The 19,451-nt window shown below is 68.5% G+C and carries 20 protein-coding genes, 1 tRNA gene and 1 pseudogene; 9 read left to right on the top strand and 13 right to left on the bottom strand.

The window, feature by feature from the left end; translation table 11 throughout:
- Genes ACE3UA_RS10840 through ACE3UA_RS10830 form a run of 3 tightly spaced genes read right to left on the bottom strand, consistent with a single transcriptional unit; the run spans window position 1 to window position 2,293 of the window.
- The gene (locus ACE3UA_RS10840) at window positions 1-1,140 is read right to left on the bottom strand and encodes a CaiB/BaiF CoA transferase family protein (protein ID WP_374644964.1); all 1,140 of its coding nucleotides are present in this window, start codon (window positions 1,138-1,140) and stop codon (window positions 1-3) included.
- Complete coding sequence (locus tag ACE3UA_RS10835; RefSeq protein ID WP_374645098.1) at window positions 1,140-1,730, bottom strand: DsbA family protein; 591 nt, start codon at window positions 1,728-1,730, stop codon at window positions 1,140-1,142. Before ACE3UA_RS10835 ends, ACE3UA_RS10840 begins: the two co-directional genes overlap by 1 nt.
- 26 nt (window positions 1,731-1,756) lie before the next feature.
- Entirely contained in the window at window positions 1,757-2,293 is a 537-nt protein-coding gene (locus ACE3UA_RS10830) for a DUF721 domain-containing protein (RefSeq protein WP_374644962.1), read from the bottom strand.
- 117 nt (window positions 2,294-2,410) lie between these two features.
- On the opposite strand from ACE3UA_RS10830, the gene ACE3UA_RS10825 reads away from it, so the two are divergent.
- Window positions 2,411-3,445, top strand: a complete 1,035-nt coding sequence (locus ACE3UA_RS10825; protein WP_374644960.1) for an A/G-specific adenine glycosylase — start codon at window positions 2,411-2,413, stop codon at window positions 3,443-3,445.
- Between the two features lie 90 nt (window positions 3,446-3,535).
- A complete protein-coding gene (locus tag ACE3UA_RS10820) occupies window positions 3,536-4,648 on the top strand; it encodes an alkane 1-monooxygenase (protein ID WP_374644958.1) in 1,113 nt (370 codons plus the stop codon).
- Between the two features lie 22 nt (window positions 4,649-4,670).
- Here the strand turns inward: ACE3UA_RS10820 and ACE3UA_RS10815 are convergent.
- The 3 genes and pseudogenes from ACE3UA_RS10815 to ACE3UA_RS10805 all read right to left on the bottom strand — a co-directional run.
- A pseudogene (locus tag ACE3UA_RS10815) lies at window positions 4,671-4,757 on the bottom strand (integrase core domain-containing protein); the annotation flags it as partial.
- A 440-nt stretch (window positions 4,758-5,197) separates the two neighbouring features.
- Entirely contained in the window at window positions 5,198-5,302 is a 105-nt protein-coding gene (locus ACE3UA_RS10810; RefSeq protein ID WP_374645096.1) for a hypothetical protein, read from the bottom strand.
- Between the two features lie 11 nt (window positions 5,303-5,313).
- Window positions 5,314-5,580, bottom strand: coding sequence for a helix-turn-helix domain-containing protein (locus ACE3UA_RS10805; RefSeq protein ID WP_374644956.1), 267 nt, complete (start codon window positions 5,578-5,580; stop codon window positions 5,314-5,316).
- Window positions 5,581-5,894: 314 nt separating this feature from the next.
- On the opposite strand from ACE3UA_RS10805, the gene ACE3UA_RS10800 reads away from it, so the two are divergent.
- From ACE3UA_RS10800 to ACE3UA_RS10790, 3 genes are read left to right on the top strand one after another with little or no spacing between them, the layout of a single operon-like run.
- Entirely contained in the window at window positions 5,895-7,400 is a 1,506-nt protein-coding gene (locus ACE3UA_RS10800; protein ID WP_374644954.1) for a di-heme oxidoredictase family protein, read from the top strand.
- On the top strand, window positions 7,400-8,422 hold the full coding sequence (locus ACE3UA_RS10795) for an imelysin family protein (protein ID WP_374644952.1): 1,023 nt from the start codon (window positions 7,400-7,402) through the stop codon (window positions 8,420-8,422). The genes ACE3UA_RS10800 and ACE3UA_RS10795 overlap by 1 nt, the downstream gene beginning before the upstream one ends.
- Complete coding sequence (locus tag ACE3UA_RS10790) at window positions 8,419-9,468, top strand: DUF1513 domain-containing protein (protein ID WP_374645094.1); 1,050 nt, start codon at window positions 8,419-8,421, stop codon at window positions 9,466-9,468. Before ACE3UA_RS10795 ends, ACE3UA_RS10790 begins: the two co-directional genes overlap by 4 nt.
- 398 nt (window positions 9,469-9,866) lie before the next feature.
- Here ACE3UA_RS10790 and mtaB read toward each other — a convergent pair whose 3' ends face one another.
- Together mtaB and dapF are read right to left on the bottom strand one after the other, a co-directional pair.
- On the bottom strand, window positions 9,867-11,129 hold the full coding sequence (gene mtaB, locus ACE3UA_RS10785) for a tRNA (N(6)-L-threonylcarbamoyladenosine(37)-C(2))-methylthiotransferase MtaB (RefSeq protein WP_374644950.1): 1,263 nt from the start codon (window positions 11,127-11,129) through the stop codon (window positions 9,867-9,869).
- On the bottom strand, window positions 11,126-11,965 hold the full coding sequence (dapF, locus tag ACE3UA_RS10780) for a diaminopimelate epimerase (RefSeq protein ID WP_374644948.1): 840 nt from the start codon (window positions 11,963-11,965) through the stop codon (window positions 11,126-11,128). The genes mtaB and dapF overlap by 4 nt, the downstream gene beginning before the upstream one ends.
- 95 nt (window positions 11,966-12,060) lie before the next feature.
- Between dapF and ACE3UA_RS10775 the strand changes: the two genes are divergently transcribed.
- A tRNA-Lys gene (locus ACE3UA_RS10775) sits at window positions 12,061-12,136 on the top strand.
- A gap of 54 nt (window positions 12,137-12,190) precedes the next feature.
- Here ACE3UA_RS10775 and ACE3UA_RS10770 read toward each other — a convergent pair.
- On the bottom strand, window positions 12,191-12,895 hold the full coding sequence (locus tag ACE3UA_RS10770; RefSeq protein ID WP_197643089.1) for a response regulator transcription factor: 705 nt from the start codon (window positions 12,893-12,895) through the stop codon (window positions 12,191-12,193).
- On the bottom strand, window positions 12,867-13,151 hold the full coding sequence (locus tag ACE3UA_RS10765) for a hypothetical protein (protein WP_197643090.1): 285 nt from the start codon (window positions 13,149-13,151) through the stop codon (window positions 12,867-12,869). Before ACE3UA_RS10765 ends, ACE3UA_RS10770 begins: the two co-directional genes overlap by 29 nt.
- A gap of 222 nt (window positions 13,152-13,373) precedes the next feature.
- Between ACE3UA_RS10765 and ACE3UA_RS10760 the strand changes: the two genes are divergently transcribed.
- The 3 genes from ACE3UA_RS10760 to ACE3UA_RS10750 all read left to right on the top strand — a co-directional run bounded on the left by ACE3UA_RS10760 (window position 13,374) and on the right by ACE3UA_RS10750 (window position 15,787).
- Window positions 13,374-13,841: a hypothetical protein gene (locus tag ACE3UA_RS10760; RefSeq protein WP_374644945.1), complete on the top strand. Its 468-nt coding sequence runs from the start codon at window positions 13,374-13,376 to the stop codon at window positions 13,839-13,841.
- A 106-nt stretch (window positions 13,842-13,947) separates the two neighbouring features.
- Window positions 13,948-14,580, top strand: a complete 633-nt coding sequence (locus ACE3UA_RS10755) for a ribonuclease HII (protein WP_374644943.1) — start codon at window positions 13,948-13,950, stop codon at window positions 14,578-14,580.
- Between the two features lie 88 nt (window positions 14,581-14,668).
- Window positions 14,669-15,787, top strand: a complete 1,119-nt coding sequence (locus ACE3UA_RS10750) for a site-specific DNA-methyltransferase (RefSeq protein ID WP_374644941.1) — start codon at window positions 14,669-14,671, stop codon at window positions 15,785-15,787.
- 60 nt (window positions 15,788-15,847) lie between these two features.
- Here the strand turns inward: ACE3UA_RS10750 and ACE3UA_RS10745 are convergent, their stop codons facing one another.
- From ACE3UA_RS10745 to ACE3UA_RS10735, 3 genes are read right to left on the bottom strand one after another with little or no spacing between them, the layout of a single operon-like run.
- Window positions 15,848-17,713, bottom strand: coding sequence for a GtrA family protein (locus ACE3UA_RS10745; RefSeq protein WP_374644939.1), 1,866 nt, complete (start codon window positions 17,711-17,713; stop codon window positions 15,848-15,850).
- 6 nt (window positions 17,714-17,719) lie between these two features.
- The gene (locus ACE3UA_RS10740; protein WP_374644937.1) at window positions 17,720-18,442 is read right to left on the bottom strand and encodes a class I SAM-dependent methyltransferase; all 723 of its coding nucleotides are present in this window, start codon (window positions 18,440-18,442) and stop codon (window positions 17,720-17,722) included.
- A gap of 1 nt (window position 18,443) precedes the next feature.
- Complete coding sequence (locus tag ACE3UA_RS10735) at window positions 18,444-19,448, bottom strand: glycosyltransferase family 2 protein (protein WP_374644935.1); 1,005 nt, start codon at window positions 19,446-19,448, stop codon at window positions 18,444-18,446.
- Between the last annotated feature and the right edge of the window lie 3 nt (window positions 19,449-19,451).

Here is a 19,451-nt window from a genome sequence, read left to right as displayed (position 1 = left end):
TCAGGCTTGGGACTTCCCCAGCACTTCGTCCTGATGCTGGCCCAGACGTGGCGCAGGGCGGTCCAGCGCAAGCTCGGCCCCCGAGAAGGTCATCGGGCTGCGCAGGCCGGGCAGGCCCTCGGGCGCGATCTTCAGGCCACGGGCGACGACCTGCGGGTCGGCGAAGACCTCGGCCATGTCGTTGATCGGCCCGGCGGGAACGCCCTCGGCCTCGCAGGCGGCAAGGAGATCGGCCTTGGCCCAGGTCCGGGTCGCGGCGGTGATCCTTTCGGTCATCTCCTCCCGGTGGGCAATGCGGTCGGCATTGGTCAGGAACTTTGCATCCGTCGCCATGTCCTGCAGCCCCAGGATCCCGCACAGCCGCTGATACTGGCCGTCGTTCCCGGTCGCCAGGATCAGCCAGCCGTCCTTGCAGTCGAAGACCGCATAGGGCGCAAGGTTCGGATGCGCGTTCCCCATCAGGCCGGGCGCCTTGCCCGAGGCGAGGTAGTTCATCGCCTGGTTCGCCATGATGCTGGTGGCGACGTCCAGCAGCGCCATGTCGATCTGCTGCCCCTCGCCCGTCCGCCCGCGCTGCACCAGCGCCGCAAGGATCGCGGTGGCGGCATAGACCCCGGTGAACACATCCGTCACCGCGACGCCCACCTTCTGCGGCTGGCCGTCGGCGGGGCCGGTCACGCTCATCAGCCCGGACATGCCCTGGATGATGAAGTCATAGCCGGCGCGATGGGCATAGGGGCCGGTCTGGCCGAAGCCGGTGATCGAGCAGTAGATCAGCCGGGGATTCACCCGGCGCAGGCTGTCCCAGTCCAGCCCGTATTTCGCCAGCCCGCCGACCTTGAAGTTCTCGATCACCACATCCGCGTCGGCGACCAGGCGGCGGACGGTCTCCTGCCCCTCGGGCGTGCGGAAATCGCAGGTGATCGACCGCTTGCCCCGGTTCGCGGCGTGGAAATAGGCGGCGGTCTTCTCGCCCTCGGCCTCGATGAACGGGGGGCCCCAGCGGCGGGTGTCGTCGCCCTCGGGCGCCTCGACCTTGATCACGTCGGCGCCCAGGTCGGCCAGCGTCTGCCCGGCCCAGGGTCCGGCCAGGATGCGCGCCAGTTCGATGACGCGGATCCCCTCCAGCGGCGCGGCCATTATTTCGCCAGCTCGGCGTCGATCAGCGCCTTCAGCTCGGCATAGCCCATGTTCGAGTGCTTGGCGCCGTTGACGAAGATCGTCGGCGTGCCGGTGACGCCATCGGCGGCCATGTTGGCCTCGAACTGCTTGATCAGCGCCTCGGCCTTGGCCTGGTCGTTCAGGCAGGCGTCCAGCGTCGCCTGGTCCAGCCCGGCCGAAAGCCCGATCGTCTTGAGCTTGTTCACCACCGCGGTCGGATCCGGCGCGGCCGCCCAGTCCTGCTGCTGGTCGAACAGCATGTCGTGGATGCCGAAATAGCGCATCTCGCCGCCGCAGCGCGCGACCATGGCCGCCCAGAGGCCGTAGCGGTCGAAATAGACCTCGCGCAGGGTGAAATGGACCTTGCCGGTGTCGATGTATTCCGACTTCAGGCTCTTGAACGCCGCCTTGTGGAAGTCGGCGCAATGCGGGCAGGTATAGCTGGCGTATTCGACGATCTTCACCGGCGCATCGGGCGAGCCGAGCGAGAAGTCCCCCGGGGCCTCGGTGGCTTCCTGCGCCAGCGCGGACGAGAGGGCGGCCGTGGCGGCCGCGGCAAGGGCGATCATCGCGCGGCGGTTCAGTTTCAGCATCGTCAGGCGTCCTTCTTCATGCGCGGGCGAGTTAAGATGTTTTGCGCCAGCTGTTCAAGTGCGCCGCGCAATCCGGGATCGGCGATCCCCTCGGCCGTGCTGCGGGCGAGGGCTTGCGTGGCGGGGTCGGGTATGGCGGCTGCCTTCGGGGCGGGCGTGAACTCGGCCTGGCCCTCGGCAAAGCCGGTGGCGGCGGTTTGCGTCAGGTGGATGTGGCTGATCGCGGCATAGCCATAGACGGCGTTCACCCGTTCCTTCAGGACCGGCAGCGCCATCTGCACCATCGGCGCCTCGGCCGCCCGGACTAGCAGCGTCAGCGTGGCGCCCATGCCGCCCTTGCCGTACCCGACCTTCACCGGCCGGGTCTTGCGCGCCATCTCCTCGCCCGCGACCTCGGCCCAATGGGTCAGCAGGCGCGCGACGGCGAAGCCCCGCGATTCCCCGGCGGCGCGGACGGTATCCTTCATCAGCCCGAAAGCAGGCTCGAACCCGCGTTTGCGGTGTTCGGAGGAGGGAGAGGGAAGCGGTTTGCGCGCCATTTCCCGGCATATTATCGCAGCCCGCGTCCCCCGCCAGAGAGCATTGCGTTTCAGCCCATAAAGATCGCGTGACGCCGGGGGGCTGGTCGCTGGCGGCGGGATGGCTATGTTCGGGCGATGACCGATCCCGACCTTACCGCGCGGCTTCTGGCCTGGTACGACCGCCATGCAAGGGTGATGCCCTGGCGCGTGCCGCCTGCCGACCGGGCCGCGGGGCTGCGGCCGGACCCCTATCGCGTCTGGCTGTCCGAGGTGATGCTGCAACAGACCACTGTGGCGGCGGTGAAGGAGTATTTCCACCGCTTCACCGCCCGCTGGCCGACGGTCGCGGATCTCGCGGCCGCCGAGGATGCGGCGGTGATGGGGGAATGGGCGGGCCTTGGCTATTATGCCCGCGCCCGGAACCTCTTGAAATGCGCCCGGGCCGTGGTCGCCGACCATGGCGGGTGCTTTCCGCAGACGCGCGCGGGCCTGCTGGCCCTGCCGGGCATCGGCCCCTATACCGCCAGCGCCATCGCCGCGATCGCCTTCGACGAGGCGGCGACCGTGGTCGACGGCAATGTCGAGCGGGTGATGTCCCGCATGTTCCTGGTCAAGACGCCGCTGCCCGCCGCCAAGCCCGAGCTGGTCGCGCTGGCCGGGCGGCTGACCTCGCTCGACCGGCCGGGCGATCACGCGCAGGCGGTGATGGACCTTGGCGCGACGATCTGCACGCCACGCAGCCCGGCCTGCGGGATCTGCCCCTGGGGCCATGCCTGCGCCGCCCGCGCGGCCGGGCTGCAGGCCGACCTGCCGCGCAAGACGCCCAAGGCGGACAAGCCCCTGCGGCGCGGCAGGGTCTGGCTCGGATACCGCGACGGCGCCGTGCTGCTGGAACGGCGGCCCGAGCGCGGGCTGCTGGGCGGGATGCTGGGCCTGCCGGGCGATGCCTGGGACGGGGCCGGGGGCGAGGCGCCTGCCGCGGCCGACTGGCAGGAGCTGGGCGAGGTGCGCCATACCTTCACCCATTTCCACCTGATCCTGCGGGTCCTCGTGGGGCGGGTGGAGGGGGCCGCGCAAAGGGGCGACTGGATCAGCCGCGCCGATTTTCGCCCGGCCGACCTGCCCACCGTGATGCGCAAGGCCTGGGACCTGGCGCGGTCCGGCATCTGACTAAAACCTTCGGCATATGGTTCCTCCTGCGGCCATGTCTGCGGCGTCGTGGCCCTTCCGCGACAGGAGGCGGGTCGCTAGTGTGCCCGCATGAGCCGTCTGCCCTCCGCCCTGCCGTTCTGGCTGTCGCTGTGCCTGCCGCCCCTGGCGGTGCTGGGCATGGTCTTCGGCGGCTGGACGATCGCGCTGCTGCCGCTCTCGACCTGGTGGCTCTTCACGCTTCTGGATGCGGTGACCACGCCGAATCGCGAGAATCCCGACCCGCAGACCGAGGAGTCCGCGCTGTTCTGGCACCGGGCGGTAACGCTGGTCTGGTTCCCGGTGCAGTTCGCGCTGCTGCTCGCGATGCTGTGGTACGTGCCCCGCGCCGCGCATCTGGACATGGGAGAGCGCATCGGGCTGTTCTTCGGCATGGGTGTCCTTTCGGGGACCATCGGCATCAACTACGCGCATGAGCTGATGCACCAGAAATCGCGGCTGGAGCGTCTGCTGGCCGACCTGCTGCTGGCCACGGTCCTTTACTCGCATTTCCGGTCCGAGCATCTGCGCGTCCACCATGTCCACGTCGGCACCCCGCGCGATCCGGTGACCGCGCGCTATAACGAAGGCTTCCACCGTTTCTTCCCTCGCGTCCTGCGGCAATGCCCGCCCTCTGCCTGGCGGGCCGAGGTGGCGATGCTGGCGCGTCGGGGGCTGCCCCGGTGGCACCGGGCGAATCCCTTCTGGCGCTACGGGGCGCTGCAGGCGGCGATGCTGGCGCTGGCGCTGGCGCTTGGCGGCCGGTTGGGGCTGGGCCTGTTCCTGGTGCAGGCCTGCGCCGCGATCTGGCAGCTGGAACTGGTGAACTACATCGAGCATTACGGCCTGACCCGCCGCCACCTCGGGGCAGGGAAATACGAACATGTCCTGCCGCACCACAGCTGGAACGCCGAGCATCGGGCCTCGAACTGGCTGCTGATCAACCTGCAGCGCCATTCGGACCACCACTACAAGCCGGACCGCCGTTTTCCGCTGTTGCAGACCTATCCCAAGGCCCAGGCGCCGCAGCTGCCCTTTGGCTATCCGCTGATGGCGATGGCCGCGATGGTGCCGCCCCTGTGGAAGCGGGTGATGAACCACCGGGTAAAGGCCTGGCGCAAACGGCATTACCCCGACATCACCGACTGGCACCCCTACAACAAGGCGCTGAACCCGGTCGCCTAGCTGTGCATTCTCATGAGGTCATTCATCCTTGAGGGGGTGAGAGGCCGTCGAGGGCGGAGTGTGGCCTTGCCCTGTTGAACCAGTCAAGCCAGCGCGGCAGGTCTGCGTTTCTTGCTTGGGACGTGGGATGTGCGAGGCCACAGGCTCATTCGCGCAGGATTGTCCGGATGAACCGCTCGGCCTTGCCATTGGTCTTGGGCCTGTAGGGTGGGTGAAGATGTGGCGGATGCCCAGCCATCGCAGCGCCTTGGCGAAGCGGCGGGATCGCTAGGCGGAGCCGTTGTCGGTCATCATCCGTTCGGCCCGGATGCCGTCGCCGCGGAACCAGCGCAGGGCGCGCAGCAGGAAGGCGATGGTGGTGTCGCGGCGTTCGTCGCCCAGCACCTCGACTTAGGCCAATGCCATCGACCGCGACATGGACGAAGTCCCTGCCCGCGCCCGGTTGCGGCAGCCCCTGCACGTGCCGGTGACGCGGTCGCCAGGCCGGTCGAACCGGCCCAGCGTCTTGATGTCGAGATGGATGAGTTCGCCCGGTCGCGCGCGCTGATGTCATCGCACGGGCGCGGGCGGGTCAGGACGGCCCAGCCGCCCCATCCCCGCCCGCGCCAGCCAGCGCGCCACGGTCGAGCGGGCAAGGCCCAGCCTGCGCGCGATCTCCGCCCCGGTCAGGCCCCAGCGTCGCGCCGCAGGTAGAGGGCCAGCGCCACCAGGCGCTCCGGCAGGCGTCCCGCCACGCCGGCGGGCGCGCTCGCGCGGCTGGAAAGCGCCGCGCGCCCGCCCGCGCGAGACCGGGCCAGCCACTTGCGGAGGGTGCGCAGGGACACACCGAAGGCAGAAGCCACCTCGGCTGCTCTCTGTCCGGCGCCAACACGGGCGATGATCTGCTCTCGGCTGTGGACGGCAAGGCGGGCGCCATGATGCGGGCTGTTCATCCTGCGGGGTCCTCGGCTGGAGTTTGGCGATTGCAGCCTTCCGGGTGAACAACCTCCTGAGAGGCCACAACTAGCGTCGCGCGGGGCCGGCGGGGGCCTCGCCAAAGCGGGTCAACCGCCCATCGTGCCGGGAAGGCCGCGTCCGGCACTCTCGCCGCTCCGACCCGGAACTCCCCCCTCCACGGCGGCCCGCACGGCCTCCCCGCATCGGCGTCGATCGGAACCCCGGCCGGGCAGGCGCGAAAGCCCGCCCACATTTTCCGATTGAAATACTCAAGAACCCGAGAGTATGACTCCGCCCCAAGGAGTCCTCCATGCGCCTCGCCCTGTTCCTCTGCCTGACCGCCGCTCCCGCCCTCGCGCAGGGCCTCGACGACCGCCACCTCCCCACCCTTCCCCGCACCCCCGAGGACTCCGCCAAGATCGCCGCCGTCCTCGCGCCCCCCACCGACTTCACCAGTCCCGAGCCCTTCGAGGCCAGGCCCGCCGGTGCCGCCACCGTCCGCGCCATCGCCACCGCCGACGCCTTCAGCCAGCACTCCGCCAACATGCCCTTCGAGCGCGAGATGGACTTCAAGCTCGGCAATGCGCTCTTCCGCAAGACCTGGGTCGCGGCACCCGCCTCCACCCTCGCCTCCGACGGCCTCGGCCCGCTCTACAACGCCCGCGCCTGCCAGGACTGCCACCTGAAGGACGGCCGCGGCCACACGCCCCCCACGCCCGAGGCCTCCCGCGTCTCGATGTTCCTCCGCCTCTCCACCCTCGGCGGCCCCACGCCCGAGGGCATCGCCGATTGGATCGCCACCCAGCCCGACCCGACCTACGGCGGCCAGCTCCAGGACCTCGCCGCCCCCGGCCACGCCGCCGAGGGCCGGATGGACGTGACCTGGACCGAGACCCCCGTCACCCTCGCCGACGGCGCCACCGTCACCCTCCGCGCCCCCAGCTACAGCTTCGCCGACCCCGCCTACGGCCCCCCCGCCGAGGGCCTCCTGCTCTCTCCCCGAATCGCGCCGCAGATGATCGGACTCGGCCTGCTGGAGGCCATCCCCGCCGCCGACATCCTCGCGCTGGCCGATCCGGACGACGGGAACGGCGACGGCATCTCCGGTCGCCCGCAGATCGTCCCCTCCGCCGAATACGGCGCCCCGATGCTCGGCCGCTTCGGCCTCAAGGGCGGCGCGCCCACCGTCCGCGAACAATCCGCCGGGGCCTTCGCCGGCGACATGGGCCTCTCGACCCCCCTCCACCCCGACCCCTGGGGCGACTGCACGACCGGCGAACAGACCTGCATCGACGCCCCCCACGGCCAGGAGCCGCAGGCCCGCGACGGGCTCGAGGTCGATGGCCCCTCCCTCGACCTCGTCACCTTCTACGCCCGCAACCTCGGCGTGCCGGAACGGCGCGATGTGGATGACCCGCAGGTGCTGCGCGGCAAGGAAATCTTCTACGGCCTGAACTGCCAGGGCTGCCACACGCCGAAACATGTCACCCACCGGCTCACCGGCCAGCCCGAACAAAGCTTCCAGCTGATCTGGCCCTATACCGACCTCCTCCTGCACGACATGGGCGAGGGCCTCGCCGACCACCGCCCCGAAGGCCGTGCCACCGGCAGCGAATGGAAGACGCCGCCGCTCTGGGGCATCGGGCTGACCGAACAGGTTTCCGGCCATACCGAATACCTGCACGACGGCCGCGCCCGCTCGCTGCTCGAGGCGATCCTCTGGCACGGCGGCGAGGCGCAGGCCCAGCGCGATGCCGTCGCCGCCCTTCCCACCCCCGACCGCCAAGCCCTCGTCGCCTTCCTGGAGTCCCTCTGATGCGCAACGCCCGCCAGATGATCGCACCGCGCGCCATTCCGCGCCTCCCTTCCCCCGCGTGGCGGGGGGCCGGGGCGCCCGCAGCACTGGCCCTCGCCCTCCTCCTCGCGGCCCCCGCCGCAGCCGATACCGCCGCCGTGGTGCAGGATCACGCCCGCCCCGGCTATGCCGCCTTCGCCCAGGCCGCCACCGCCCTCGCCAGCCTCGACGGCTGCGACCCCGACACCCTGCGCCCCGCCTTCCACGCCGCCTATGATGCCTGGATGCAGGTCGCCCACCTCCACCTCGGCCCGGCCGAGACGGACGGCCGCTCCCTCGCCATCCTCTACTGGCCGGATCCCAAGGGCCTTGGCGCCAAGGCGCAGGCCGCCCTCCTCACCGGCGCCCCCCTGACGCCCGAGACCATGGCCCAGCACTCGGTCGCCGCCCGCGGCCTCTCCGGGCTCGAACGCCTGCTCTACCCCGCGGCGACCCTGCCCGCCGACCCCTGCCCGCTGATCCAGGCCACCGCCGACGACCTTGCCCGCATGGGCGACGAGCTTGCCCGCGACTGGCTTCCTTTCGGCGATCTCCTCCTTACCGCCGGCCAGCCCGGCAACGAGAAATTCCTGAAGCCGGAAGAGGCCACCCAGGCCCTCTTCACCCAGCTGGCCACCGGCCTCGAATTCATCGCCGACCGCCAGATCGGCCGCCCGCTCGCGACATTCGACAAGCCCCGTCCCGACCTGGCCCAGGGCCATGCCGCCGGGCGCGGGATGCAGAACATCACCCTTTCGCTCCAGGCCCTGCGCGACCTGACGCAGAGGCTGAACCCCGACAGCCCGAAGACGCTGGCCGCCTTCGACCATGCCCTCAGCCTCGCCGGCGGAATCGAGAGCATCGACAGCATCGCCGACCCGCAGGGCTGGCTGAAGCTGGAGATCCTGCAACAGGCCGTCCGCACCACCCGCGATACTGCCATTGCGGAACTCGGCCCCGCCCTTGGGGTGGAACTCGGCTTCAACTCGCAGGATGGCGACTGATGCGACGCCGCGCCTTTCTCGCCACCCTGGCCGCCAGCCTGACCCCGCGCCTCACCTGGGCCGATGTCGGCGCGCCCGCCTTCCTCGCCGCCGGAAAGCGGGGCGAGGACTTCTTCCTGCACGGCCTCACCGCCAGCGGCGACAGCCTGTTCCAGCTTCCCCTCCCCGGCAGGGGCCACGCCGCCGCCGCACACCCCGTTCGGGCCGAGGCCGTGGCCTTCGCCCGCCGCCCCGGCACCTTCGCCCTGGTGATCGACTGCGCCACCGGCGAGACCCGCCACCGCCTGGCCCCACCCGAGGGCAGGCAGTTCAACGGCCACGGCGCCTATACGCTCGACGGCGCGCTCCTGATGACCTCCGAAGTCGTGGCCGAAACTTCCGAGGGCCGGATCGGCCTTTGGGACACCGCAGGCTATACCCGCCTCACCGACTGGCCCAGCCACGGTATCGGCCCGCATGAGATCCGGCGTCTTGCAGATGGCCGCCTGGCCGTCGCCAATGGCGGGATCCGGACCGATCCGGTCGACCGCGCCAAGCTGAACATCCCCGACATGCGCCCGAACCTGACGCTCCTCTCCGCCGATGGCAGTCTCCTCGACCAGATCGAGCTTGCCGACTTCCGCCAGAACTCCATCCGTCACCTCGCCCTCATCGGCGACACCATCGCCTTCGCCATGCAATGGGAGGGCGACCCCGCCGAACCCGTGCCGCAACTCGGCCTCTGGACCCCCGGCAGCACCCCCAGCCTCTGCCCCCCGCCCGAGGCCGAGGCCTTCACGATGCAAGGCTACGCCGGCTCCATCGCCGCTACGGCCGAGCGCATCCTGGTCACCTCCCCCAGGGGCGGCGCGCTGATGCTGTTTGCCGCGGATGGCAGCCACCGGGCCACCCACCACCGCCCCGACCTCTGCGGCGCGGCGGTCAGCGGCGGCGGCTTCACCGTCACCGACGGCAGCGGCGCGATCTGGTCCGCCAGTGACGGGGCCCTCACCCCCCTCACCGCCAACCCGACGCAATGGGACAACCACCTCGTCGCCCTCACCTGACCCTGCCGCAGACTGCGCTGCAGCGCACCGTGCCACGCCGGCCCAAGCCCCGCGCCCCCGCCTTTCATACTGGTGCAAATATCCTCGGGGGGTTTGGGGGGCGAAGCGCCCCCAACGCCGAGCCGGTTGGCCGCAGGCCAGAGGCGAGACAAAGGCGCGCGCGCCAGCGCACAATTCGCGAAGCGGGGCCACACGCCACACGCCACACGCCACACGCCACACGCCACACGCCACACGCCACACGCCACACGCCACACGCCACACGCCACACCCCACGCCCCCTTTCCCCGGGTCGGGACACCGACAAGCAGACACCGCAAAAGGTAAAGGAACTCCTAACGCCCGCAGCCAAGCCATTGATTTCGAAAAGCTCTGTGAGATTGTCCACCGTGGACAGCTCAGGCCAGCAACCGTTCCCCGTCCTGCCCCGTGACCCGGACCTCCAGGATCGCCCCCTCCGGCTGCTCCGCCGCGAAGGCGACCTCCGCGAACCCCTCGGTCCGCCCCACCCGGCTCCCCTCGGTCAGCACCCGATGCACCCGCCCGACCTGGGCCGCCAGATGCTCCCCCAGCACCCGGTCCCCCAGCGCCCGCAGCCGCGCCGCCCGCTCCTTGATCTCCGGCCCCCGGACCTGCGGCATCCGGGCCGCCGGGGTGCCCTTGCGGGGCGAGAAGGGGAAGACATGCAGGAAGGTCAGCCCGCACTCCTCCACCAGGTCCAGAGACCTCTGGAACATCGCCTCGGTCTCGGTCGGGAAGCCCGCGATGATGTCCGCCCCGAAGACCATCTCCGGCCGCGAGGCTTTCACCTCCCCGCAGAACCGGATCGCATCCCCGCGCAGATGCCGCCGCTTCATCCGTTTCAGGATCAGGTCATCCCCCGCCTGCAACGACAGATGCAGGTGCGGCATCAGCCGCGGCTCGGTCGCGATCGCCTCGATCAGCGCCGGGTCGGCCTCGATGGAATCGATCGACGAAATCCGCAGGCGGGGCACCGAAGTCAGCTTCAGGATCCGCCGCACCAGATCGCCCAGCCGCGGCTCGCCCGGCAGGTCGGCGCCCCAGGAGGTCAGGTCCACCCCGGTCAGCACCACCTCGTTGAAGCCCCGGTCCACCAGCCGGTTGATCTGCTCGACCACCACCCCCGCCGGGACCGAGCGGGAATTGCCCCGGCCGAAAGGAATGATGCAGAAGGTGCAACGGTGGTCGCAGCCGTTCTGGACCTGCACATAGGCCCGGTGCCGCCCGAAGCCGTCGATCAGGTGGCCCGCCGTCTCGCGGACCGACATGATGTCGTCGACCTGCACCCGCTCGGTCTCGCCGATCAGGTCCGGCGCGGCGAGGCCCTTCCAGGTCTCGGGCTGCATCTTCTCATGATTGCCGACGACCCGCGTCACCTCGGGCATGGCGGCGAAGGTCTCGGGCTCGGTCTGCGCCGCGCAGCCGGTGACGATGATCGCCGCCCCCGGATTTTCCCGCGCCAGCCGTCGGACCTCCTGCTTGGCCTTCCGCACGGCCTCGCCGGTCACGGCGCAGGTGTTGACGATCACCGCCTGCCCGAGGCCCGCGGCCGCGGCAAGCTCCTTCATCGCCTCGGTCTCATAGGCGTTCAGCCGGCAACCGAGGGTCGCGAAGACCGGGGGTTTCGCGGCCTCGTTCATCGATGGGCCGCCACGAAACCGGGCGTGAGCACCCCGTCGAACACCCGCGCCACCGGGCCGGTCAGCCAGACGCCATCCTCGCGCCAGTCGACCTCCAGCCTGCCGCCATCCGCCTCCAGCACCACATGCCGCCCGGTCAGGCCCCGCAGATGCGCCGCGACGGCCGTGGCGCAGGCCCCCGAGCCGCAGGCCAGCGTGATTCCCGTTCCCCGCTCCCATACCCGCATCCGCAGGTGATCGGGGCCGATCAGCGAGGCGAATTCGACATTCGTGCGCTGCGGGAAGAGGGGGTCATGCTCATGCCCCGGACCGACGCCGGCAAGGTCAACCGCCTCGGCATCGGGGACGAAGCGGACGCAATGCGGATTGCCCATGCCGATCGCCACCGGATCGCCCGAAAGCGGCAGGTGCAGCGGATCAACCTCATGCGCCAGCGGCACCTCGCGCCAGTCGCGCTGGGGATGGCCCATGTTCACCGACACGCGGCCGTCGGCCAGTCGCTCGGCCCGCAATTCCCCGCGCGCGGTGACCAGCGATACCCGGTCCACCCCCAGCCCGCGCATCACATGGTCGCAGACGCAGCGCGTCGCATTGCCGCAAGCCCCGGCCTGCGAGCCGTCATTGTTCCAGAACGCCAGCCTGAAATCGGCGGTGTCGGAGGTCGTGATCTCGGCCAGCTGGTCGAAGCCCACGCCGCGATTCCGGTCGCCGATGGCACGGGCAAGGCCGGGCGTCATCACCGCCCCGCGCCCGCGCGAGTCGATCACCACGAAGTCGTTGCCCGCGCCGTGCATTTTCATGAACGGCAGGCCGGATTGCGAGAGACTATCCATCATGCCCCGGCATATACGCCCCCGGCCCAAGTTTTGCCAGTGCCGCACGTTTTTGCCCTTGACCCCCGCCACGGGCCTCACTAATCAGCCGCCTCGTGGGGCCGGTAGCTCAGTTGGTAGAGCAGCTGACTTTTAATCAGCGGGTCACAGGTTCGAATCCTGTCCGGCTCACCACCTACGCCAAAAGGCCCGGATCCTGTGATCCGGGCCTTTTGCGTTTCGGGGGTGTCAGATCATCTTGATCGTGTCCTTGCCCACCGCCAGCACATAGCCGCGGCGGGCGATGGTCTTGACCAGAAGCTCGGACACCAGCTGGTTGCCAAGCGCGTCGCGCAGGCGCTTGACCCGGGTCGCGCCGGCGGCTTCCTCGCAGTCGGATTCGTTGCGGCCGGAAATCACCGCCTCGATCTGGGCGCCGGTCAGAACCTCGTCGTCCATCCGCGCCTCGGCCAGGACGGACAGCGTCTCGAGCGCGGCCTCGGTCAGCTGGAACTCCATGTCGTTGATATAGACCGCCCGCGCCTCGCGGCTGATCATCAGGCTGGCGACCTGGATGCCCGCGCGCTGGATCGCCGAGATCCGGCGGTTCAGCGCCACGATCATCACCAGGAACACCAGCGCGGCGATCAGCATCGCGGTCGAGAACAGCAACAGCACGAAGATTACCATGCGGTAGCTGGTCAGCACCTCGGAAAAGGCGGTGCCGGACTGGGCCAGGATCTCCAGCAGCTTGATCTCGGCCCCGGTGGTCAGGTCATTGTTCTCGACGAACAGCCGTTCGACACGCGCGTTGAAGGCGTTGGCGTCGGGCAGGTTCAGGAACAGGAACAGGGCTGCGGCCAGCAGGATCAGGACGATGGCGGCAATTCCGAAGGCAACCACGCGGTTGCCGGCCTTGAGACTGTCAGTAACGGAGGAAGTAGGCTCCGGCACTCGCTTTCCTTTCCTCAAGCCCTTCGGGGCCGAATGTGGACAGAACGGTCAGCAAGGTCCAGCCATCGGCGGCCAGCCTGGGCGCAAGTTCGCCTTCGGCGGCGCCGGGGCTGCAATTGCCGTCCGACACTTGCGCCACACCGTAATGCAGCTTGAGGGGCTCGTCACGCTTGGCCTTGTAATCGGCGTAGCATTCCGCCGCAGCCGGGCCGGCGAGGACCAGGGCAAGGGCGGCGGAAAGAAGCAGTCGGGTCATGTTCGGCTCCGGGGTGGGGCGGCTGGCCCCGATGCGGCGAAGATGCCCGCGGATTCGCTGATATTCAATATCACGGCGATTTTTCCGGTGCTGCTATGGGATAACAGTCGCAGCGCGGGCGGGTGTTATGCCCTAGCGCCGGGGCGATATTGCTTACGTCGGGATCCCGGCGCGAGGCTTGGTCGACAGGTCGCAGGACCGCAAGCCAGAAGGAAGACCGCCATGACCCCGATGTTCCGCAGCGCCGCCGTTCGCATCGCCTCGCATGGGGTGGCCGAACGCGGCATCCAGCCACGCCGCTTTGCCAGCGTCCTGACCGCCGGTGCGCTTGCCCTGGCGCTGGTCCTGGGGGCGGCGATCCCGGCGAAGGCCGACAAGAAGGATGACCTGACCAAGGCGCTGATCGCGGCGCTGGTGGTGGGCGCCATCGCGCATGAGCTGAACGACGACGACAGGCCGGGCAAGGCGCATTCCGTGAAGCGCCCGCGCGTGCCGGCCACCTGCGCCATCTCGATCGACGGGGCGCAGCGGTCGGTCACCCTGTTCTCCGAGCATTGCCTGCGGCGCGAGGGATTCGACTATCGCCTGCCGCGCGACTGCGCCAACCGGGCCCGGATCTTCGGCCGCGACGACCGGGTCTACAGTGCCGAATGCCTGCGCGACGCGGGCTTCCGCGTCACGGGCCGCTGAGGGACCAGGGCGGGGTTGCCCTTGACCCCGCCCGCTTTGGGGGACGAAGGGGTGAGCAGCCTTCGTCCCCCTTTTTCCGCGCGCCCATCCGCGCTAGTGCTGCCGCATGGCGCGCATCCCTCCCAGCTTCCTGCATGAGACCGACATCCTCGCTCGCGGCATCGTCCGCGTGGTGGGCGTGGACGAGGCCGGTCGCGGCCCGCTGGCCGGGCCGGTGACGGCTGCGGCGGTGCGGCTGGACCCGGCGCGGATCCCGAAGGGGCTGGACGATTCCAAGGTCCTGCCCGCGGCACGGCGCGAGGTCCTGTTCGCCGAGATCATGGAACTGGCCGAAGTCAGCGTCGCCCATGCCACGGTCGAGGAGATCGACCGGCTGAACATCCTGCGCGCCAGCCACCTGGCGATGGAGCGGGCGGTCGCGGCGCTTTCGGCGGACCATGCGCTGATCGACGGCAACATGATTCCGCGCGGACTGGCCTGCGCCGCGACCGCGATCATCAAGGGCGACGCGCTGTGCCTGTCGATCGCGGCGGCCTCGATCGTGGCCAAGGTGACGCGCGACCGGATCATGGTGGATTTGGCGCAACAGCACCCCGGCTATGGCTGGGAAACCAATGCCGGATACCCCACGCCCGATCATCTGGCCGCGCTTCTAGATCTTGGCGTGACCCCTTGGCATAGGCGTTCGTTCAGGCCCGTCCACAATATCTTGTATCAAGATGTTTCTGTAACCTCTTGATTCAAAAAAGAATTTGACGCCGAATCGGCTCTGACTCATGCTTTGGCACAACATCGGCACACCAGATGCCGGGCGCAGAGGCAGAGACATGACGACCAGAACGACCCCGGCGGACGGGCTTCCGCTGAACCAGATCCTTGCGGGCGACTGCGTGGAGGCGATGAACGCTCTCCCGGCGGGTTCCGTCGACCTGATCTTCGCCGACCCGCCCTACAACCTGCAGCTTCGGGGCGACCTGCACCGGCCCGACAACTCCAGGGTCGACGCGGTGGACGACCACTGGGACCAGTTCTCCAGCTTCGCGGCCTACGACTCCTTCACCCGCGACTGGCTGGCGGCGGCGAAGCGGGTCCTTAAACCGAACGGGGCGATCTGGGTGATCGGCAGCTATCACAACGTCTTCCGCCTGGGGGCCGAGTTGCAGAACCAGGGCTTCTGGCTGCTGAACGATGTGGTCTGGCGCAAGTCGAACCCGATGCCGAACTTCAAGGGCAAGCGGCTGACCAATGCGCATGAGACGCTGATCTGGGCCAGCCGCGACGAGGCGGCGAGATACACCTTCAACTACGAGGCGCTGAAGGCGCTGAACGAAGGGGTGCAGATGCGCTCGGACTGGGTGATTCCGCTGTGCACCGGGCATGAGCGGCTGAAGGACGAGAACGGCGACAAGGCGCATCCGACGCAGAAGCCCGAGGCGCTGCTGCACCGGGTGATCGTGGCGACGACCAATCCGGGCGACGTGGTGCTGGACCCGTTCTTCGGCACCGGCACGACGGGGGCGGTGGCCAAGATGCTGGGCCGCGACTTCATCGGGATCGAGCGCGAGGAAGCCTATCGCAAGGTCGCCCTCGACCGGATCGAGCGCGTGCGGCGCTTCGACGCCTCGGCGCTGGAGGTCACCGGCTCGAAACGCGCGGAACCCCGGGTGCCCTTCGGCCAGGTGGTCGAACGCGGCATGCTGCGGCCGGGCGAGGAGCTGTTCTCGATCGGCAACCGCTTCAAGGCCAAGGTCCGCGCCGACGGCACGCTGATCGGCAATGACGTCAAGGGCAGCATCCACCAGGTCGGCGCGGCGCTGGAGGGGGCGCCCTCGTGCAACGGCTGGACCTACTGGCACTTCAAGCGCGACGGCAAGATGGTGCCCATCGACCTTCTGCGCCAGCAGATCCGCGCCGAGATGGAGGCCGACGGCAGCCGCCCGCACTGAACCTACGGCACACGCCTGTCCCCCGGACCGCCTGGGGGACACCTTTACCCCGCCGTGATGTCACGGCGGGGTTTTTTCGGTCTGGCGCAGATAATAGTCGTACCGCAGAGACTCGCCGATCTTCCGATACTCGGCGAAGACGGGAGCCCAGGCCGGGTCTTCCGCCATGAAATTGAGCCAGTCGAAGCGGCCCACGTCGAAGTAGCCTGAATAGCGGTCGACGATCAGCAGATCCGGTTCCTCCGCGATCATGTCGGCGATGTTGTCCGACCTGTTGCGGTGGACGATGCCCTGGAACTGCGCGCAAAGCTCGGCCTCGGTTGCGCAATCGGTCTTGGCCAAAGCGTTCAACGCGCCGGGAATCAGCCAGTTGGTCGGGTAGCGGCTTGCCCATCTGGAGCCGGTTTCGAACGCAACCGGCGGACCGGCGCCGAGATTGGTCGTCAAGGCCATAACGCTGTCGTAATCGGCAAGCTCCTGCTTCACTCGCTTTGCCTGTTGGACCGAATAGCTGCGGTGAAACCCCTCTGATGCTGTAACCGCACTCACCCCAAATACGGCGACAGCGCAGGCCACGGCCAGAGAACCGACGGCCCGCGCCTGCACAAGGACCATGACACAGCCCATCAGGCCGAAGGACAGGAACGGGATCATGTGGTAGCGGAAGCCCTTGGCCTGCAGGGCATAGCAGAGGAAACCCGCCAGACCGGCAGCGGCAAACGGAAGCGGCGCAAAACTGCGCGGACGGTCGAGAAGGGCAAGGCCCACCGGCAACGCCATCAGAAGGAATTCCCGCAAGTAAAGGCCGAACACAACATTCGGCTCGGCCCGGTAGCCGCCATAGACGAGTTGGGCAATCGGGACGATGTCGGTCAGATAGGCGGGATGGACCAGCGCGATATAGCCGACATAAGCCAGACCGATCGCCAGGAAGGTCAGGTTCGAGACCGAGAAGACCGGCCTCAGCGACCGATGGCGGAGGATGTGTAGCAGGGTGATCGCCGCCGGAAACAGGACGAAATGCGGCTTCAGGCAAACGCCCAAGGCCGCGACGGCCGCCGTCCCGACCTCGCGGCGGGTCGGCAGGCGCTTGTCTGTAACCTGCGTCAACAGCCAAGGTGTCATCAGCAAGACCAGGTAAAATTCGCGCTGCCCTACGCTGTCCAGGGCCGGAACGGCCATCGCGACGGCCAATCCTGCAAGCAACGCCGCCTGCCGGACCGGAGAAAAGCCAAGGTCCGTGCGGATGATCGCGCTGCACCAGCACAGGATCAGGAACAGAAGCACCCATATGAAAAGGTACTGGGCGGCCGTGTCGCTGAGGCCGAAATGATCGGCCAGAAGGATCGGCGGCACGGTGTAGTAGAAGTTCAGCGGAGGATTCACCTCCATGATGTGCTCGTACAACGGCGCACCGTTCAGCCATTCGCGCGTGGCCACCAGGTACCAGGCGACGTCGTTGGTCAGCGGATGGTGGCCAAAGAGCAAAGCCAGGACAAGCGTCATGCCAAGCGAGAGCAGAACACCGGCCCAAGCCTCGGTGGAGTTCTGCGCGATCTGCCGGAAGACCCAGAATCGCATTGCCAGGTAGGTGGCGGTCGGAACCACGATAACCACGGCGGCCATGGCGACGACGAAGGGCAGGCCCAGGGCCTGTGTGATCAAGGCGACGGTCAGACTGCTGGCGGCGAGCCCGGAAACGGAAACCGTCGCAAAGCGCAGGAAACGCTCCGACGAGCCCGGCCCCGCGTGGAAGGTGAAATTCGCGTGGCCAAAGTAGGAAATCAGCACGGCGGTCAGGAACCCGGCGAGATTCGCTGACTGGCCAGACATCTGCAGCATCCGCTCGGCCACAAGCGCGGTCAGGACATGTGCCAGCGTCGCCAGCACTCCCACCCCGCCGAAGCGGGCCACCTGGTTCAGCATGACGCCTCAGGCCCTTTCCATAACCGCCACAAGCGACAGTCCGATGGGCAACCGAACGCGACCGAGAAGATGGCGTTCGGTCCCGAAGATGCGGGCCAGCAGGGCGTTCAGCCAGCCGGCGGGCATTTGGTCGTCAGGCACATCGCTTCCCGCCATGCGTTTCAGCGCGCGCGCGGCCACGGCCAGCGGGAAAAGGAAGAAGTTGAAATAGCTTGCGTAGGTCACTTTCAGCCCGGCCTTTCGCGCCACCTCCGTCAAGCTGGTCCGGGTGTAGCGACGGAAGTGGTGGTGGCGGACGTCGTGGCCGGACCAGAGCGCGGGCAAGGCCGGGACGGTCACCAGGATCTTGCCGCCCGATGCCAGGCGCTCGCGCAGCGCAACCAGCGAACCCATGTCGTCTTCGATATGCTCCAGCACGTCGAACAGGCCGATCAGATCGTAGACATCGTCGAAGGGTAGCGCATCGGGCAAGGCGCCGAAGGGGATGGTCATGCCGGTCTTGCGCGCGGCGGCCTCGCGCGCGGGGCCGTGGTATTCGAATGCGTCGACCTCGCCGAAGCTGCGCAGCATCTGCAGGTTGCCGCCGCTTCCACAACCAGCTTCGAGGATGCGGGCGGGCCGCTTGCTCAGGGCACGGCCGACCAGCGCAGCAATGATATTGCGGCGCGCGACGAACCACCAGTGATGCGCCTCGAGATCGTTCATTCGGTCGTAGACGGCACTGTCCATCTCATCCCTCCGCCATATCGGAAACGTGGTGCGAGCGCACGACGTAAAGCGGGCGCTGGCGGACCTCGGTGTAGATGCGGCCGACGTATTCGCCGATGATGCCCAGCGCGAACATGTTCATGCCGCCAAAGACCAGGATCAGGATCGCGGTCGAGGCATAGCCGGGCACGTCGATCCCGAAGGCCAGCGTGCGGATGAAGACGACCAGCGAGTAGACCAGCGAGACCAGCGCCATCAGCATGCCGACCCAGGTCCAGATTCGCAGCGGCACCGTGGTCGAGGAGAAGATGGCATCGAGCGCCAGTTTGGCGAGCTTCCAGTAGGACCATTGCGTCTCGCCCGCGGCGCGGGCGGGGCGGTCGTACAGGACTTCCTCGGTCTCGAAGCCGACCCAGGAGAACAGCGCCTTGTTGCAGCGCGAGCGTTCGCCGAGCTGGCGGATCGCCTGCACCACCTCGCGGTCCATGAGGCGGAAGTCGCCGACGTCGCGCGGGATCGGGCGTTCGGCCATGGCGTTGAACAGGCGGTAGAAGGCCCCGGCCGAGCGGGATTTCAGCCAGCTGTCCCCGTCGCGCCGGTTGCGCCGGGCGTTGACGATCTTCGCCCCGTCCAGCCAGCGCCGGATCATCAGCAGGATGACCTCGGGCGGGTCCTGCAGGTCGACGTCCAGCGGAATCATCGCATCGCCGGTGGCATGGTGCAGGCCCGCGGTCAGCGCCGCCTCTTTCCCGAAGTTGCGCGACAGGTTCAGAAGCGAGATGCCGGGCCGCCTTTCCGCCTCGGCCAGGATCAGCCGCTCGGTCCGGTCGCGGCTGCCGTCGTTGACGAAGAGGATGTCGATGCGGACAAGGGTGCCTGCCTCCTCGATCACCGGGGAGAGCCTGTCGAGGAACAGCGCGATGCTGGCCTCCTCGTTGTAGACGGGCACGATCAGAGTCACGCGGCGCGGGGCCGGGGCCGTCGCCTCGCGCCGTTCCGTGTCGAGCTGGATAACCTTTGGTCCCATTGC

Origin of the sequence: Tabrizicola sp. (assembly GCF_041919135.1) — a bacterium.
GTDB lineage: Bacteria > Pseudomonadota > Alphaproteobacteria > Rhodobacterales > Rhodobacteraceae > Tabrizicola.
This window is presented reverse-complemented; position numbering and strand designations above follow the sequence as displayed.

Coding starts and splice junctions, on each gene's coding strand:
- ACE3UA_RS10840 (WP_374644964.1), bottom strand. CDS start 1,140: ATGGCCGCGCCGCTGGAGGGGATCCGCGTCATCGAACTGGCGCGCATC.
- ACE3UA_RS10835 (WP_374645098.1), bottom strand. CDS start 1,730: ATGATCGCCCTTGCCGCGGCCGCCACGGCCGCCCTCTCGTCCGCGCTG.
- ACE3UA_RS10830 (WP_374644962.1), bottom strand. CDS start 2,293: ATGGCGCGCAAACCGCTTCCCTCTCCCTCCTCCGAACACCGCAAACGC.
- ACE3UA_RS10825 (WP_374644960.1), top strand. CDS start 2,411: ATGACCGATCCCGACCTTACCGCGCGGCTTCTGGCCTGGTACGACCGC.
- ACE3UA_RS10820 (WP_374644958.1), top strand. CDS start 3,536: ATGAGCCGTCTGCCCTCCGCCCTGCCGTTCTGGCTGTCGCTGTGCCTG.
- ACE3UA_RS10805 (WP_374644956.1), bottom strand. CDS start 5,580: ATGAACAGCCCGCATCATGGCGCCCGCCTTGCCGTCCACAGCCGAGAG.
- ACE3UA_RS10800 (WP_374644954.1), top strand. CDS start 5,895: ATGCGCCTCGCCCTGTTCCTCTGCCTGACCGCCGCTCCCGCCCTCGCG.
- ACE3UA_RS10795 (WP_374644952.1), top strand. CDS start 7,400: ATGCGCAACGCCCGCCAGATGATCGCACCGCGCGCCATTCCGCGCCTC.
- mtaB (WP_374644950.1), bottom strand. CDS start 11,129: ATGAACGAGGCCGCGAAACCCCCGGTCTTCGCGACCCTCGGTTGCCGG.
- dapF (WP_374644948.1), bottom strand. CDS start 11,965: ATGATGGATAGTCTCTCGCAATCCGGCCTGCCGTTCATGAAAATGCAC.
- ACE3UA_RS10765 (WP_197643090.1), bottom strand. CDS start 13,151: ATGACCCGACTGCTTCTTTCCGCCGCCCTTGCCCTGGTCCTCGCCGGC.
- ACE3UA_RS10760 (WP_374644945.1), top strand. CDS start 13,374: ATGACCCCGATGTTCCGCAGCGCCGCCGTTCGCATCGCCTCGCATGGG.
- ACE3UA_RS10755 (WP_374644943.1), top strand. CDS start 13,948: ATGGCGCGCATCCCTCCCAGCTTCCTGCATGAGACCGACATCCTCGCT.
- ACE3UA_RS10750 (WP_374644941.1), top strand. CDS start 14,669: ATGACGACCAGAACGACCCCGGCGGACGGGCTTCCGCTGAACCAGATC.
- ACE3UA_RS10745 (WP_374644939.1), bottom strand. CDS start 17,713: ATGCTGAACCAGGTGGCCCGCTTCGGCGGGGTGGGAGTGCTGGCGACG.
- ACE3UA_RS10740 (WP_374644937.1), bottom strand. CDS start 18,442: ATGGACAGTGCCGTCTACGACCGAATGAACGATCTCGAGGCGCATCAC.
- ACE3UA_RS10735 (WP_374644935.1), bottom strand. CDS start 19,448: ATGGGACCAAAGGTTATCCAGCTCGACACGGAACGGCGCGAGGCGACG.